General features: G+C 44.7%; 11 protein-coding genes and 1 pseudogene. 3 read left to right on the top strand and 9 right to left on the bottom strand.

The features are described 5' to 3' along the window. Window positions 1-12: 12 nt before the first annotated feature. The 8 genes from BN8899_RS05555 to BN8899_RS05590 form a co-directional block, all read right to left on the bottom strand. The gene (locus BN8899_RS05555; RefSeq protein ID WP_018339326.1) at window positions 13-591 is read right to left on the bottom strand and encodes an RNA polymerase sigma factor; all 579 of its coding nucleotides are present in this window, start codon (window positions 589-591) and stop codon (window positions 13-15) included. Between the two features lie 147 nt (window positions 592-738). Then, window positions 739-1,845, bottom strand: a complete 1,107-nt coding sequence (locus BN8899_RS05560) for an OmpA family protein (protein WP_026207836.1) — start codon at window positions 1,843-1,845, stop codon at window positions 739-741. A gap of 347 nt (window positions 1,846-2,192) precedes the next feature. Further along, on the bottom strand, window positions 2,193-5,177 hold the full coding sequence (locus tag BN8899_RS05565) for a DUF4906 domain-containing protein (RefSeq protein WP_065218642.1): 2,985 nt from the start codon (window positions 5,175-5,177) through the stop codon (window positions 2,193-2,195). A gap of 18 nt (window positions 5,178-5,195) precedes the next feature. Beyond that, window positions 5,196-6,281 carry a hypothetical protein gene (locus BN8899_RS05570; protein ID WP_065218643.1) on the bottom strand — a complete coding sequence of 362 codons (1,086 nt, stop codon included), beginning with the start codon at window positions 6,279-6,281 and terminating at the stop codon, window positions 5,196-5,198. Continuing rightward, window positions 6,278-7,288 (bottom strand): FimB/Mfa2 family fimbrial subunit, encoded by a 1,011-nt coding sequence (locus BN8899_RS05575; protein WP_065218644.1) that lies wholly within the window; start codon window positions 7,286-7,288, stop codon window positions 6,278-6,280. The genes BN8899_RS05570 and BN8899_RS05575 overlap by 4 nt, the downstream gene beginning before the upstream one ends. An 8-nt stretch (window positions 7,289-7,296) precedes the next feature. Next, window positions 7,297-9,237, bottom strand: coding sequence for an Mfa1 family fimbria major subunit (locus BN8899_RS05580; protein WP_065218746.1), 1,941 nt, complete (start codon window positions 9,235-9,237; stop codon window positions 7,297-7,299). A 20-nt stretch (window positions 9,238-9,257) separates the two neighbouring features. Beyond that, window positions 9,258-10,670 carry a DUF3868 domain-containing protein gene (locus tag BN8899_RS05585; protein ID WP_065218747.1) on the bottom strand — a complete coding sequence of 471 codons (1,413 nt, stop codon included), beginning with the start codon at window positions 10,668-10,670 and terminating at the stop codon, window positions 9,258-9,260. Between the two features lie 10 nt (window positions 10,671-10,680). Continuing rightward, window positions 10,681-11,274 (bottom strand): DUF3575 domain-containing protein, encoded by a 594-nt coding sequence (locus BN8899_RS05590; protein ID WP_148375286.1) that lies wholly within the window; start codon window positions 11,272-11,274, stop codon window positions 10,681-10,683. Window positions 11,275-11,845: 571 nt separating this feature from the next. Between BN8899_RS05590 and BN8899_RS05595 the strand changes: the two genes are divergently transcribed. The 3 genes from BN8899_RS05595 (at window position 11,846) to BN8899_RS05605 (ending at window position 15,240) form a co-directional block, all read left to right on the top strand. Next, window positions 11,846-12,595: a DUF5131 family protein gene (locus tag BN8899_RS05595; protein WP_065218646.1), complete on the top strand. Its 750-nt coding sequence runs from the start codon at window positions 11,846-11,848 to the stop codon at window positions 12,593-12,595. 369 nt (window positions 12,596-12,964) lie between these two features. Then, window positions 12,965-14,119: a hypothetical protein gene (locus BN8899_RS20700; RefSeq protein ID WP_222860553.1), complete on the top strand. Its 1,155-nt coding sequence runs from the start codon at window positions 12,965-12,967 to the stop codon at window positions 14,117-14,119. Next, window positions 14,116-15,240, top strand: coding sequence for a helix-turn-helix transcriptional regulator (locus BN8899_RS05605; RefSeq protein WP_082986914.1), 1,125 nt, complete (start codon window positions 14,116-14,118; stop codon window positions 15,238-15,240). The genes BN8899_RS20700 and BN8899_RS05605 overlap by 4 nt, the downstream gene beginning before the upstream one ends. 1 nt (window position 15,241) lies before the next feature. On the opposite strand, the pseudogene BN8899_RS05610 reads toward BN8899_RS05605, so the two are convergent. After that, window positions 15,242-15,766: pseudogene (locus BN8899_RS05610) on the bottom strand (alpha/beta hydrolase family protein); the annotation flags it as partial. Between the last annotated feature and the right edge of the window lie 593 nt (window positions 15,767-16,359).

A 16,359-nucleotide genomic window follows, 5' to 3' on the forward strand; every position in this document is an offset into this window, starting at 1 on the left:
ATACGACTTTTTTTAATCAAACGAAAAATTTCCAAGTAAAAAAAGGAACACGAGAAGATCTTTTCGATCTCCCAAATCGTCGCGTAACTGTTTCATTCCCTTCCTTAGTGAAGTTTTGACTGTATTAATTGAAATTCCAAATCGCTCTGCAGTTTCCGCGTAAGAATAATTTTCACAAACCACGCTATAAACGATTTCTCTCATACGCTGGGGTAATTTATTCAATGCCTCGCGTACCAGTTGAACTGTTCTCTCGTCCAATCTCTCGGCTTCATGAAAAGCGATATCTAAATGGGAAGGAGATATTCTTTCCGTCTGAATGCCACGGTGTTCTAGTATATTAAAACAAGCATTTCGGCTTATCGTGAACAAATAGGTTGACAAAGCTTTCGCGTGTATCCCATCAAACAGACGATTTTCCCAAAGCTTGATAAACTGCTCCTGCACGATATCCTCGGATTCAGACAAATTATGCATAAATCCGTCAACAAAAAGAACTAAAGAACGGTAATAACGTCGCAGTAAAAACTTCATACCGTCCCGTTCCCCGGACTTTAGCATTCTCAATATGTCTGCATCATCATGTATCACGTATCCCCTTTTTAGTGATGAACAAAAATAATAATATTCCTTGTAAGTTCAAAAACCTTCTCTTGTATACGTGCACAAACCTCCACCAGTTAAAAAAAAGACCCCGTCGAATCCGACAGGGGTCCCTCTTTAAAATCACATAGTATCTTATTTGATAATCTCAACAAGAACGCAACGATTCCATTCATCTTTGTCATAACGGGAACTAACACCTTTATGATCCTTAACAACGCGCTGCTTGCTTATTCCATATTTGTTGATAAACATATCCGCAACGGCATTTACTCGTTTTTCAGAGATAATCATATTTGCTTTCTGCGTTCCGCGTTTATCAGCGTAACCGGTTAAACGAATACGCACATCAGGATTCTCTTTCAGGAATTGTGCTAAATTATAAATACCCACTTCTTGGGTTGCATCAATCTTATAGCTATTGAATGCGAAATTTATAGTAGTCGGCAGAGCCTTGTATTCGACATCGGTCTTAGTCGTCGGAACTTCTTGTTTTACAATTTTCACAACAGTATCCGGAGCTCTTCTCAACAACTCTTGGATCTGGGCTTCTTGTGCTTTTGTCAAAGTTTGAAGCTCTGCATATTGCTTGTGGCTAACAGCTTTCTTGAAAGAACGGTTTTTGAATCTATAGGTAACACCCACGCTCAACCCCATGATACCGTCATTGGGAAAACCACCGCGAGTCACAAGATCGTCATCCAAAATCATTCCTGAATATTCCAAATTCAAGTCAAAGCGTTCACACAAACGGAAACGAGCCTGAACACCGGCATTAATCGTGAAAGATTGGTCACTGCCAATAAACGCTCCCCCGATCCCGGCGAAAGGAACCAAATCAAAACAACGTTTCTCGTTATAACGTCCGAAAAAATTCAGCAACCCGAACATGAAATCTCCATGAACAGCTCCATAATGTTTATGCAACATGGTATTCCCGTTATTCTGGAATCCGTGTAACGCACCTCCCTGACCTTGTACTCTCACTCCCCACCACGGTGCGAACCATTTACCGACAGACAATGCCGGCATAAAAGTCAATCTATCCCCGAATTTAGCATCAGTAGAACCTTCCGCGTAAAGAGCCTGGGCACCAAAATTCAAAGAAACAAACCAATTATCCCAAAAATTATTGGTTTCAAAAGATGTTTTGTAACCAGGTAAGTTTTTTTCTTGGCTAGATTGTGCAAAAGTTGAAATGCACAACACCAACATGCATACAAACAATAAATTCTTTTTCATTTTCAAAACAATTAAAGTGTTTATTCGGTAACAATCCTCATATACAAAATTGAAAAAACATCGCAAAATTAATAAAATTCACGCACAACACAACAAACAAATAAACATACCTTTGAAAGGCACCTTTAGTTAACTGAGCGTTTTGTAAGTTACAAAACACTCAATTGGGAATTTACACCCATGAGCTTTCATTTTGCCATAAACACACCCCAAAGTCTGTCCATAAAGTCACATACATCACAAAATTACGCACAATTACACTGATAATCACCAATTTGTACATTGCTTGACTTTATAGAAATTAGGAATTAAAAGGCGTGTTTTGATACACTTCCCCGCATAATTATTTAATTATCTTCCACGCAACGGATAAAACAAGCGTCACTGCCACCAGAACTTAAATTATTACCTGAACTTATTTCATGGAAATCAAATGTATAATAATTTATATCCCAACCACAAATATTCTCACTAGAAGTTTTACCATACTGTTTTTCAAGCCAATAAATCGCTCCCTGCCGACGATACAAATCATAAAATAGAGGACGGAGTGCCAATAAATCCGCACCATCGGGATATGCCGCAGTTCTATTGGCATACCGAAGCATACCATTTTCTGCAAATCTTCGACGCCCGTATCCGGACGCTCCTATAGGGAAGAATACGTGCTTACCATTCGTCTTGTTATACACGAAACATCCTCTCATCCCATAACCGCTTTCAACGCCGGAACCGCCTTTCCCCGAGCGGTATTCATAAACGTCCTGAATACTTGTATGTGTCGAATTATCATTGGTGCTATCTCCATAAAGCACACCAAAACCTTGTTCAACACTAGAAGTGGTAAAAAGAAGATTATAATCATTGTAATTCGCAATTCTTACGTTAGCACCAAGATTTACTTTCCACGAAGGATTTTCCGTATTTTGAGAGGCTATGCCATCCCACGCGAGAGGTGCCGCACCTACAATATTCAAAGTCCCGGGAGCCACGAAATCCCCCGGTTTGACATTATTCCATGGAACTTTGCGATGTACTTGGCTGGAAGCTGCTATCGGTTGCTCCAAATTGCCATAACGAAACAACGACCCCTCGTCAAGCGGAGTATCAACTTCTTTACCCGCGGCAAGCAAATTACGGTTATGCCATTTCGCACCTCCGTCCACGAGTTGCACCGGACCATCTCCCTGCGTCACGAAAATCAAGTGCTGGCAAGTGTAATCATGATAATCTACACGAATAACCGTTTGACGCACCTCCCCCTCTGGTATCTTGCCTTTGAATTTCACGTCAAATTCGATAAAACTTCCCGTCTTCCCTTCTGCATTTTCAAGCGTAATGAAATCATCCCCCCGAAAAGGGACTCCATCCACCTCCGAGGGGATATAAGCCCGCCAACGCCCTTCGGAAGGGAAGGCTTCAAAATTGACTGCCTCTTCCTTCGGCAATCTCATCAATTTTACATGAAAAGAACTCGTGTTCCCTGCACTTCGGTAAATGCCCTTGGGATTAACGACACGTCGCACCTGGAAAATTTTTGCCGTGTCTTTTAATGTTTTCTCTCCCCCGTCATCAAATTTTATTTTCGCAGTAAATTCTACCTGTGCCTGACGCTGATAGGCGACATAAGGATTGTTACCGGTATAGGCAGAACTGACAATCATCTGCTTCGCCCGAGTGTACAAGGGAATCGTTATGTTTACGGTTTTATTTACTTTATCCGTGACTATGGTGTAATCTCCATCCTTCTCCGAATGCGTCCCATCTGTTGTCGAGTAATTCCTTGTTCCCCTTTCTGTTTCTTCATAGTACGCCTTATTACTCGTAATTGTTATTATACCTTCCCCTTTTTCATTACCATTTGACAATATTTTAGCCGTAGTCTTGCGAAGCGAAAGGAAACCATGCCAAGGGGCATTGTTTGCGTCAGTAGGTGTCACCGCGTAATCATATTGCTTGGCATAGTCAAGCGTAGAGGCCCCCTCCGGCGCCCAATTATTGAATATAATTCTCGCATCCAAAGATTCAAGTTGCCCCCCTCCGGTATTTATTTTTATAGGAAAATCCAAAGAGCGGTTATAAAGATAAGAAATGTAATAAACCGGCGGAACCTCTATTCCCGGTTTTTCCTCTTTATACTCGATGTGCCAATCCGCATCATTGGCAAAGTTTTTCAACACCAGCGTGAGTTTATAGTGATAATTTCGTTCGGCATTATAATCGGTCGTGACATCCTTGCCGAGCATGAATCGGTATTTTATAGGACCGCTACCCACCTTTTGGGGATTAATGGACACGTAATAAGCGTCCACTTCGATATACGTGCCGAAAGGCATGTCATCTTTAGGACTATAAGTATCATCACCGGGAAATCCGGGGCGGTCCAATCCATTCCCATCGGTATCTTGCCGTTTATCTTTTCCTTTTCCTTGCATATTTTCAAAAAAGAACAAAGCGTTGGACGTATCTCTGTGTTCGCCATACTCGGGCTTACCGGTCGATAAGCGCACGGGATAATATTCATTAAATGCCGGCACATCCTCTCCCTCGTAATAACGTATAATTTCTCCATCAATAAGATTCGCCACGTCCTTTATTTTATTCGTGTCCCCCAAGAAACAAGTACTGGGTATATCTTTAATCCGGACCGATTTCAAGTAAACGAAAACCCCTTCTTTCAACCCGGAAGCATCGTACGCCACCGTCACTTTCGATGCCGCACGCCGCACCCATGAGTGCAATTTTGTCGTGTTTTTGTTGATCAACACCGTTTCCTCCGCGACAAGCGCCTTTTTATCTGCCAATCCATCATTATCTACCATAAAGTGACCGAACATTTGACTATTCTTTGCCACATCATCAGCGATCCAAGTTAAAGTGATTCCTTTCAATCCCTCCACAGTTTGAATGGCCTCTCCATAAGAAGCAAGGTCCAAATTGGCAACCGCGTAAATATAATACCTCCCCTGCGGAACAGTCAATGTAAAAGAAGCACGGGAAGTTGCCGATTCGGCATAAGGCCCCCCGGATGTAAGGCCATCCCTGTCAACGGATGTCGTCGGCTTGAAATTTTCAATCTCGTATTTCTCGACCAAGTTTCCCCCCTCCGTGTATAACAACACCCACAAACTCTGAATATCTTTTATCGCGTCCCCGGCACTTCTGCTCGCCCCGTTCAACGCGGGAACCAGCGGTTTGAACTCCACGGTTGCGGACACCGTACTTGTAGCCCCGGGAGTAAAATCATCATCTCCTCCCAGCGGTTCATCCTCGCAAGCGGCGAAGCAAATGAACAGCACATACAAAAGACTATATAGTATATCCCGTTTCATATTTTCAACGATTCTCTGTTATAACCCAAAATCCGGTTTAAGCTCTTTTTCCCGGTAAGGCTCCACATCAACCACCCACTCTAATTCAAATTTATCATCATTCTTTATCGTGATATTCACCACGACATGCGTGTTCCTCGGAAGCCCGTGAGGCAGGTTTCCGAGTTTTCTTTCCCAAGAAACCCCATTCACCGTGATACCCACGAGATACTCCCCGTCGGGTTTCCCCTCCAGTAAATAAATAGGTTCTAATTCCTTAAATCCATTATTGGCGGGCAATATAACATCCACCCCCTCATGCTTGTAATCATACACCCCGGAAAACGGCGGCACATTGTAACTCTTTATCGCTAAAACCGAATAATTGTCCCCCTCCTCCCCAATCGTCTCTTCTTCGTATTTAGCGTTTCGCGGCAAGTAATACTCCTTGTCCGCCATATTTTTAATCACCAAACCCGTCAATTCCCTCATGGTAGAAGTCTCGTTCGTTATCCGGAACGTGAATTTCACGGCAGCTCTTGTCACGAAAAGCTGGCACTCGTTATTCTCCTGGCGAGACACGTACACCTGGTGGCGTTCGTTCATGGGCAAAGCTCCCGACAATTGTCCCGAAGGCGTTTCCACCCGGACCGTCAGATTGGAAATTACCTCCGCGGGGAATGTTTCCCCGACCATTATACCATCAAGGAAATCAGATAGGGCAAGCGTCTCGTTGCTATCTCCCTGACCCACCTGAATACTCTTGTTATCCTCGTTCACGAAAAGATAAATCTGTTTCCATTCCCCGCTAACCACCTTAAATTTTCCAGACACAACGCTCATCACGGCAGAAGAAGAAAAATTTATAAAGTCGTTTATCTCGACCACGCCATTCTCCCGCACCACGATCACCCGCAATTTTTGCATCATCTCGTCCTCATTCTTGGGTTTCGCATCCTCCACTACCCCGCGGGCTATGGGACGTGCCACGTCGGACAACGCCACGTTGATATTGAGGTTCACCAGAACCTCTCCCTCGGCATTTTCCCCGGTATCCCGGCTACATCCCCCGGACAACAAGAACGCCATCAATCCAAATATGAGATAACACGCAACCTGTTTCATTTTTGAATGTCATTGACTCTAACCGTCCAATCATTAATCTTTATCGTCGTTTTCAACCACCGGTAATCCGTGTCAAGCAAAAAAAGCATCGACCACTCGCTCTGCCGGTCCAAAAACTCCTGCTTATCCATATCCTTGTAAAATTCACTCCTGAACGCCAGCAAATAATTGTTCAACGGAATGTTCAGCACCTCCCCTGCATCCGCCTTCCGGCGAATCACGAGCTTCGGGCTATTCTTCAGCATCAACCGCGAGGTTGAAAACTCCGCGTATGCCATGACCACCTCCTTGTCGTCCCCCATCATTCCCGCTGACACTTGCCCCCTCGCCCAAGGCGTGTAGGTCACCTCCCCGCTCGGGATCAGATCGTTATCACAAGCGAACAACGTGTTGTCATCCGTGATCTCAAAATCGAAATCCTTGTCATCCACCGGGTCGCCGTTCATCTGTTGCAACATGATCCGGATATTATTCGTGTTCTTCATCATCTCCACCACGCCCTCTTGATACAAGTCCGCCGTGGCAAGCGTGAGCTGTCCCCAGTACATGCCATGCAATTCCTTCCGGTCGGGGTTCGTCAGGCAATCCTCGTCCATTCTTGCCCGGGCATCGCCATACTTGCTTCCCGGTGCCGGAGGTCGTACCATGAAAAAAGAACTTTCCTCGCAAGCCATTCCCCCGTAAGCCACGAAGCGATAATTTCCCTGCTCCAATTCCAACGTCATCCGGTAACTTTCGTTCCGCAATTCCGGTCCCGTCACCACGCGGGTATCCACGTAATTGCCTTCCTCGTCATATATATAAAGTGTCAAGCAATCCACCTTCTTGGGGAAAGCGTTGGCAAACTCCATGTTGTAGTCGTAGATAAAACGAAGCGACACCCCGTGTGCGCATGGATCGAGATCTTCATATATTTTCTCGCACGAGGAGAAGGCAAAGCTCATCGACGCGGCACAAAGTGCCGCACCGATGATTCTTGAAACTATATTTCGTTTTCTACTTTGCATGTTGATTCTTAAAATTCGATATTATTTATACGGACCGTCCAAGGCAATACCTCCACGGAAACCGTCAGGTAAACATCGCTTTTTTCATCCGGCTCATCCGGCTCTATTGGGTCCGGATCGTTGTCAGAAATGCGCGGATGGCCTAAACGGTCAATTTTCGTGACAGCAAGTTTGTACACGTTGTTACGCACCACGCCGAACTCCATCGGGCCCATGCTTCCATTATCCCTGTTATCATTGTGGCGGTTCCAGTAGTAATAATAGCAATAATACCCGACAGGATCACTACCTTCTTTACTAGACTGGTAAATGGTAAATCTGGAACCGACAGCAGCCGTTCTAAAACTTTCCCAATAAGTCGTGTTAGAAGCGCTTGCTTGCCATTGACTCCACAAGTAATCAGGACTCTTCGGGTCATTACTGTACACGGCATTTACAGCTTCCACATCGCCCTCAGCCGCTTTCTCTACACAGATCTTATCTGCATTACTCGGATTCCCGAATACCGCAGCATAAAATTCACGACTGGCATTTTCATCCAAAGCAGCAGCACGTACCTCTTTCCAAGTCACGTAAATATTCGTCAAATAGGTATAAAGGATCGGGTCCAGCATCGGATCTCCCTTGAGATCTGTACGTTTCAGAAGTTGCACCAAGGAACTTGTCTCGTCCGCATCCTCAGGTGCAATCATCCGACCTTTAAAAACAACCCCGGTAGTAATTCCTTGTTTTTGATTAGAAGTTTCCCCGGGAATTGTATTTTCCGCCACGTAACGCCAAATTTTATACTCTTTTGAACCATAATTGTCACTCGGGGCATTTTCACCCAACACCGTACTAATATCATGCGTATCCCACTGCCCGCGAGCGGTCTGGTCAATTGTCCACGACGTACCCTCCTCGTGGCCTAAGCAATAATCAAAATACGTTACAAAACCACTGGTAATACCCTCATTTTTCTCTGCGGCATCCGTGTCTACCACGTAATTTGATGAAGTTTCCACACCACAAATATTCCAGCCGTCCTTCAATCCATTCGTGGATACACGGCGCAAGTAGTAGAAATTTCTGCTCATGTTCACCAATGCCATTTTTTGCAACTGAATTTGCATGAGAGGTTTATTATTTTTCATCACTACATCGTATGTATTGTTCTTTCCGCTCCCGTCCTTGAAATCAAAACGAGCGACAGAACGTTCTACTCGAATTGCCCCGTTATTGACAACCTCTTTATCGGTACCATAATTATTGGGACCGGACAAATTAAACGCATTATTCTCTGTCGTGTAATCGTTCCAATCAGCTAATGCCTTAGGCAATTTCTTTTTTGCCAATACAGCATTTGACATCAAGAACTTTTTATCAGTAATAGCAGCATCAAACTCCGTTCTGCCAGCAATTCCATCTCTCCATGCAGTAGTTCCCACACCTGCACCATCAATCAAATTTTTTAAAACCGTCGTAGGATTACAGAACACATAAACGTGTATTTCATCCTTTCCTGTTGTCAAATTACCATTCGCATCCGTGTTGCCAGCCTCTTTACTGTAATAAGCGGCGATTGATGTCTTCGAAATCCTTTTCGTCGTGCTGAAAGAAGTCGAAGACAAGTTCGTCATGTTTTCTGACGTTTCCGTGATACTGTGGGCAATCAACTCGTCACCCGTCGTTGCCAACACGAGCAAAACCTCGCTCACCGTGTTCTCTTTATCCTGCCCCACCTCTGTGCCACTCGTACTGGTTCCATAATCCCCATTTTCCGGTGTATCCGTTTTACTGCGAGCCCCCACTCCCCCGGCAGGAAGCTGTACCGATACATTCATGTAAACGGCATCTTTAGAGCCATTCAGATTCTCGTCAGAATCGTCGCCTGTAAGAGTGTCATTGCTACACCCGGCGAGCAACCCCATCACGAGAATGCTCGCGAAATAATTCCACATTCTTTTCATCTCTTTTTTATTTAAATTGGTCATTCTATTTGGTCATTTTTCACTTCTTTCACTTGACGCAAAGCATCTTCCGCCTCGGTGATCCCCCCTTGGGCAGCCTCGGCGAAAAACCTCATTGCCGAATCGTAATCTTTCGATAGAACCGCGTAAACCCCCCGGGCATAAACGGCTTCCACGCGATCACCCGCCTTGCCCAGGTAACGGGCAGCTCCTTTTAAGTCGCCTTTCGCCATGGCGGCATTGGCAGCATTCAGGTTGGCAATCTCGTCCGCCGGGAACATCCGTACCGCGATCTCGAACGCCTCATTGTACTCGTCGCTACCCGGCTCCAAATCTTTCGCCGCTATATATAATTCACGTAAACTCAATTTCTGTGGCTGGGTTTTCATGATCCGCCGGATCTCTTCCGCGTCCGTGTAAGTGCGTACCACGTATCTCACCACGTAATCCGAGTGCCGAAGTCCCGGGTACACGTTCTTCAACAGGAACTGGTAATCCTCCGGGTAAGTCGATTTTATCATCTTTTCCTTGGCATCCGGTTCCAAATCGGCACGGATAAGCCCCAGAATATCATCTCGATTCCTCAAATTAGTACTGTCCACGTAAGCCTCCAAACCCGCCCAATCTTCCGGCTCGTAAGAGGTAAGAATCACGCTATCGGGGAAATGATACAACTCCCGCACATAAGTTTTCAACGTTGCCGTTCTCCCCTTCGCCAGGCGAGTGTTATTGGCATACGTACCCTCCGGAGAGGCATATCCTTTGATACTCAATGCCGTGATACGCACATCCGGATCCTCCCGCACCACGTCGATCGTCTGTCGTATCTTCCGCAACTCTGTCGGATTCTTCCGGTAATCCTCGTGTATCTCCGTGCGATTCACCGGGAAATCGATATAAGCGGAACCTTTCACTTCACGCGTCTTCACCATCTCCACCTCCGGCGGCAGATACACGAACACCGGAGTGTAAACTTTCGGCTCCATCCGCAACAGCGGCACCCGACGGTCCTCCCCCTCGCCCCGACAACCGCAAGCTCTCTCGTCTATTGCCAAGGTAGCCTTCGACATCCACGACTCGAAAGGAAGCGAAGCACGATAACGAATCACTTTCGCCTGTCCCGCCCGTTCCAAAACATCCCCGTCCGACACGGGCGTGTTGCGCAAGTGATAGAAATAGCGGTTCCGTCCCGCCACGATCATAAAGGGCAACTGCACGCTATCCGATTCGCCTTTCAATACCGGGACAAAAAGCAATTCCCGGTTCGTGGCAATATTCAAAGCGGACACGTCCACGTCCATTGAAACGAACAAGGCATTCTCCCCACGCACCACGTCGAGATTCCTTACCACAACCTGCCCGTCGGCAAGTTCCTGCCCGCTCACGTTTACCATGAACAACATCAGCAAGCCTAAACACCATATCTTTCTCATAGCCATCTTTTTAAAACAAATAAACAAAATTCAACGCCGCTTTCGTCGGTCCCACGTAATGATGCGACCGCCCTTTTGCCAACCTTGTCCCGCACTCGGCACAAGGATACACGTCGTAACGAGTATAAATGTACCCCACGCCGATCTCTGCCTCGAAATTCCAGTGCTTGGAAAGCACCCACGAGTGACCGTAAGCCACTCCCGCTCCGACAAACCACCCTTGGTAACGGCGATCCGTCAACTTGGAGAAATCCGTTCCCAGGAAAGAAATATTATTCTTCAAGTTACCGACATTATACTTCCCGCCCAACACATGTGCACCTAAAAAATGTCCTGCAAAACGGTCACAAAACCAATAACGAGCCTCCGGCTGCAGCATCCAATGCTTCCACTTGTGATCGCCCGATATAGTCCACCCGTTATAATTGCCCGAGAGATCAAACGTCCATCTCGGCGCCAAACGAAACTCTATGCCGGCGTTAATTGTTGCCGTTGCATCATATAACAAGTTGCTCTTCACTGCCATTTTTTGGCATTTTGCTCCCGTGCTGAAAAAAAGTCCCAAAAGCAAAAACATACAAAGCTTTAAACTCATTTTTCCCATATCCAAGATTCATCGTAATTATACACCTATGCAGATCTCACTACAAAACATAATAAACAAAGCCTCGGTCTGCTTTATAAATAAACGCCATTTCATACTATACCACTCTAACACTTGTTCCTCAATACACTATCAATTCAAAACACTTCATATCTATACTAAACATCTATTGCACAAATAAATGAAGCTATTAAACAAAATCGCTTTAATCGTTCGTTTAATGATACAAAGATAATGGGGTAAAATTACAATACAAAATTTTCGCGTAATAATTTGGTGCATATGTATATATGATTATATTTAATTATCAAACAATTCGTTTTTTACCTCCTTTTTTTTTAATCGCTTTAAACGAAGGTTTCAAGATATAAAACGCATAAATTTAATTTTGTACATTTTACCAAAATATCACCAATACAGATATATTTTTGACAACAAAAATCTTTGCATCAACCACTCATAATAAATCAAAAAAATAAGTACATACGAAAATCATCCTACTTATTTTTGACGATCGTACCGGATTTAAATATTTTTGTAACCAGTAAAACGATACCTAAAACCGTGACAAATGAGCAAGAACGCTATCGAATCGAAATCCAAAATGTGGAACCCGTGGCACGGTTGCCACAAACTAAGCGCAGGCTGCAAGCATTGTTACGTATACCGGGGCGATTCCAAACGAGGTATCAACAGCAGCATTGTTTCCAAAACTCAAAATTTTGACCTGCCCGTCCAAAAAAAGCGAAACGGAGAGTATAAAATCCCACCGGAAACATTAGTTTACACGTGCTTCACGTCCGACTTCTTTCTCGAAGATGCCGACGAATGGCGTGCCGAGGCATGGGACATGATACGTACCCGGGATGATTTAAATTTCATGATCATAACCAAACGCATCGACCGCTTGCAAATATTCCTCCCCGATGGCTGGGGCGACGGGTACGATCACGTCACGATCTGTTGCACGGTCGAGAATCAGGATAGAGCGGATTACCGCCTACCAATCTACCAAGCCGCCCCGATAAAACACAAAATCATCATCTGCGAACCCATCTTGGAACGAATCGACCTGACTCCATACAATATTGACTCGTGGATCGAACAAGTTGTTGCCGGCGGGGAGTCAGGCAACGAAGCCCGCCCCTGCGATTTCGATTGGATAATGGAACTACATGATGTATGCGTGGAACAAAATATTTCGTTTTGGTTCAAGCAAACCGGAGCCAAATTCATAAAAAACGGGAAATTATATCCCATCAACTACCGCCAACAACATTCCCAAGCTCGAAAAGCGGGGATTAACTTCGATGCGGAATAAACAAGAGCATCTCCCATACAAAATTCAATATCATCGAAAAACCGAAGGTCGATTTCAGCTTCCGTCTAGCACAGCAACAAGTCTACCTTTTTGCAATATACAACTCCCCCCCATTTCGAACTATTTGCTCAGCCCGGCACCGGAATATTTCCAGTGTTCGTATTGCTCACGTGTTTCTATTTCAGATAAAACAAATCTTTGTTCGCTTGACAAATCGTAAAACAAGAACAGGCAAAATCGTAAATCAAGCCTTTTGACAAGGGTAAAAATGTAAAATAGAACAAAAAGATAAAAAAGAACTATCCCGTGCCATTTTAGAAAAATAAATCTTCCACCACGTCTATTTTTCTGAGTATTTTTGGAAATGTTATGATGACAGTGGTCGAATATATTTGTTTTATTTATTTTTTAATACCCGTTTTCTCCGCAATCACTTGCGGATTTTTAATGATTTTGTCGTGTCGCGATAGCCAATCCCAAGGCGAAATACACGTCAAACGTGTCATGTCGTGGTATTTCCTGTCGGCATCCATATCATGGTTCTGCATATTTGCATACCTTCATCTTTCCGAGATATTTATCTATATAAACTCCTTTTGTTACCTGACCTTTCTGCTCATTCAAGTACTCTTCTACCATCTCTTTTACATTCTGACCCGGATCGACGAACAGGATCGGTTTTCCTCCTGCCATTACGTCCTGCCCGTGGTCATGAGTTGTATCTTGTTGATTTGGTCATTTTTCATCCCTCTCGATGTTCAATTAGCGATAGTCAAGGGGAAAGGAGCCTCCCTCCCACCCGGGTATGAATCTTACGCCCGATTCTTCCTCTCGAAACCTCTCGCACGTTTACTTTTTGGAATAGTCTATGCCACATTAACCTTCATCAGGTTACGGAAATACCACAAAATGATGCATCTTCAGGTAAATTCACGTTCAAAACTCCATGCATCAATCACGATCATCATCGGGTTGACGTTATCCTCACTTCTATGTTCATTTATCGGGAGCTGTTTTTCCCGGGAAACAGCACTTCACTCCCCTGTCATGCTATTCGCAGTTACCGTCATCATATGCCAGCATCTCGTTCTCACGTATTACGTCATTCAAAGGCAATCTCTCTTTTACACCATCATGCAAGGAAAAGGCGAGGGAAATCACGTTCACGCGAAGAACAAACAATATCACTCCCGCTCGAGCAAAATACCGGAGATACTGACTCAAAAAACGTTCGAAACCTATATCAAAAAGTACAAACCGTATCTCGACCCGGATTTCAAGATCACCGATCTTGTCGAGGAGTTAGGAATCAACCGTACCTACATCTCACGTTTTATCAATGAAACTTACAAGGTCAATTTCAACCGGTACATCAACCGATGCAGGCTACTCGAACTGGAACGACTGGCAAAATTGCCTTCCAACTTGAAAATAAAACCTTACCGGTTAGCCTCCAAAGCGGGATTCAGGGACGGGAAACATTACCTCCGGGCACAGAAAAACGAACAAACACAACAAGAATGAAGGACTCTCATTACATATTACAATTAACCGCCCTGTCGGGTCCTATGTTCTCGGCATGGGTATGCTCGGCGTTATGCTTCATGCACTATTACCAAACTCGCCACACGCGTCAGGGAAGACTTTCCGGGCTATTGGGCTACACTTTCATTTTCGGAGCCCTCTGCTGGTACGGTGCCGTGCTGTACATCTCCAATTACAAATTATTCGTCTACTTCAACCCGTTTTTCTTCCTCATACTCATGCTGGATCAGGTTCTACTATACAAATTCGTTTACACGATAACACACACGAAACAACGCCGGAGATTCAAGCGGATACATTACATCATTCCTCTCGCGATCACGCTATTCATCGGGGTCTGGTCTGTCACGATCCCCTTTGAAATGAAATACCGGCTCGTGGCGAGCCGAGGAATCATCCACCCGGAATACCCCGTATTTTCCCTATTCTTCTCCTCGTCGACCTTTGTATTTTGCATATACAACATACTCTACTCCATCTTGGCCTTCCGCCGGGCTAACGAGTATCGCCGGGAAGTAATCAACTACTCTGCCGACACAGAAAAGACATCCGTCAGATGGATCTATTCCCTCATTGTCCTAATTATCATTATCATTCCCATCCCCCTTGCCACCATTTTTTATCCCAGGAATATCGTGTTTGGCTCCCCGCTTATCATCTTGGGAACATTACCGGCACTTATCCAACACGGGCTACTCACCTACAACCTCATCTCCGGGAATTACGTAATTATAGAACCCTCGACCGGGGAAGAATCAAAACCGATCATAACGGCAAAACTAGACCGCAAAAAATTTGAGAAATACATCCGGGAGAAGAAACCGTATCTCGATCCGAAACTGAAAATCACGGATATGTGCCTCGACTTCGGCACCAACCGAAGCTATCTATCGGCTTTTATCAATCAAGAATACAGGATGAATTTCAGCCGGTACATCAATCGACTCCGGCTCGAAGAACTGCAACACCTGCGTATCAACCCCACTCACAAAAACGACAACACGATAGACCTCATCCTACACGCCGGGTTCAGCAGCTACCGCAGCTACGTCCGGGTGAAACAAACAGAAAATTCCCATACCATTCTGATAAGAGCATGATTCACTCTTTTAACAAATATCTCACGAAATGCGACCACATCTTGCGATGATAGAATTCTTTCGCCGGTCCCATAAAACCGTGCTTCTGCCCCGGCAAAACGACCAACTCGAAATCTTTCTTAGCGTTAATCAAGGCACTCGCCAGGCGCAACGTGTTCGCCGGATTCACGGTATCATCCGCATCTCCCGTGACCAACATCAGGTGTCCTTTCAGATTCTTCACCAGTTCCAGATTCGTCGGCACGTTAAATTCAAAACTCACGCTATCGCCCTTCCGGCTCTCTTTTATCCCGTGATGAATCTCACTCCACCCATAATCAAAAATCGTGTTATCATGATTACCCGAGGAAGCAACTGCCGCCGTGTAGAAATCGGGATAAGTACAAATGGCGGCTACCGACATAGCCCCTCCCCCGGAATGCCCGTATATGCCTACCCGGGAACCATCAATAAACGGGTAACGAGTAATGAGTTGTTCCAATCCGTGTTTATTATCCGCCAAAGGATAATCCCGCAAATTACCGTAATACAAATCAAAAAGCGTGGCAAGCGCCGCTTCTTTCCGATGTCTTATACCCTCGACAAGATTGTCATACTCCACATCATCCATACATCAGGAGATTATCCATCTGCAAAGATAATGATTCACGCGTAAAATCAAAGCAAAAATCAGATCGGTACAAAAAAAGAGGGGGAAGTGTCCATATCTTCCCCCCGCCGCCGTCTTGAATTGGTTTAGTTGCATTTGGCGGTCGCTGTCTTGCTTGTACAACACCACTCGTACATCACAGACAATCAGATCAAAAAACTATCATTACTAAATATTTTTGAGCATAAAAAAACGCACCCAATCTTAGCCGACACCTCCCACCGCTGGAAACGAAAGAGGATGTAGAACTAAGACGGGTGCGTAAATTTTTATATATACGCACTCCGTCCCCAAAAGATCACCCTTTCGTTTCCAGCGGTGGAGATGATCTTTGGTTTTAGTACATTTAAAGGTTCTAAACTCTACCGAGCGAAATCTCCATCGCTCGTGTGACAAAGGTATAAATAATTTCCAAAAAAGTACAACATGCCTCTAAATACTTTAAATATCGAACATTTTCTGACATTTGT

This window comes from Butyricimonas sp. Marseille-P2440 (assembly GCF_900091675.1).
In the GTDB taxonomy this organism is placed as follows: Bacteria; Bacteroidota; Bacteroidia; order Bacteroidales; family Marinifilaceae; genus Butyricimonas; species Butyricimonas synergistica.

What these genes read in the sequence shown, in the direction of transcription:
- BN8899_RS05605 (WP_082986914.1), top strand. Translation starts at nt 14,116, where the DNA reads ATGAAGGACTCTCATTACATATTACAATTAACCGCCCTGTCGGGTCCT.
- BN8899_RS05565 (WP_065218642.1), bottom strand. Translation starts at nt 5,177, where the DNA reads ATGAAACGGGATATACTATATAGTCTTTTGTATGTGCTGTTCATTTGC.
- BN8899_RS05570 (WP_065218643.1), bottom strand. Translation starts at nt 6,281, where the DNA reads ATGAAACAGGTTGCGTGTTATCTCATATTTGGATTGATGGCGTTCTTG.
- BN8899_RS20700 (WP_222860553.1), top strand. Translation starts at nt 12,965, where the DNA reads ATGATGACAGTGGTCGAATATATTTGTTTTATTTATTTTTTAATACCC.
- BN8899_RS05575 (WP_065218644.1), bottom strand. Translation starts at nt 7,288, where the DNA reads ATGCAAAGTAGAAAACGAAATATAGTTTCAAGAATCATCGGTGCGGCA.
- BN8899_RS05595 (WP_065218646.1), top strand. Translation starts at nt 11,846, where the DNA reads ATGAGCAAGAACGCTATCGAATCGAAATCCAAAATGTGGAACCCGTGG.
- BN8899_RS05580 (WP_065218746.1), bottom strand. Translation starts at nt 9,237, where the DNA reads ATGAAAAGAATGTGGAATTATTTCGCGAGCATTCTCGTGATGGGGTTG.
- BN8899_RS05590 (WP_148375286.1), bottom strand. Translation starts at nt 11,274, where the DNA reads ATGGGAAAAATGAGTTTAAAGCTTTGTATGTTTTTGCTTTTGGGACTT.
- BN8899_RS05560 (WP_026207836.1), bottom strand. Translation starts at nt 1,845, where the DNA reads ATGAAAAAGAATTTATTGTTTGTATGCATGTTGGTGTTGTGCATTTCA.
- BN8899_RS05585 (WP_065218747.1), bottom strand. Translation starts at nt 10,670, where the DNA reads ATGAGAAAGATATGGTGTTTAGGCTTGCTGATGTTGTTCATGGTAAAC.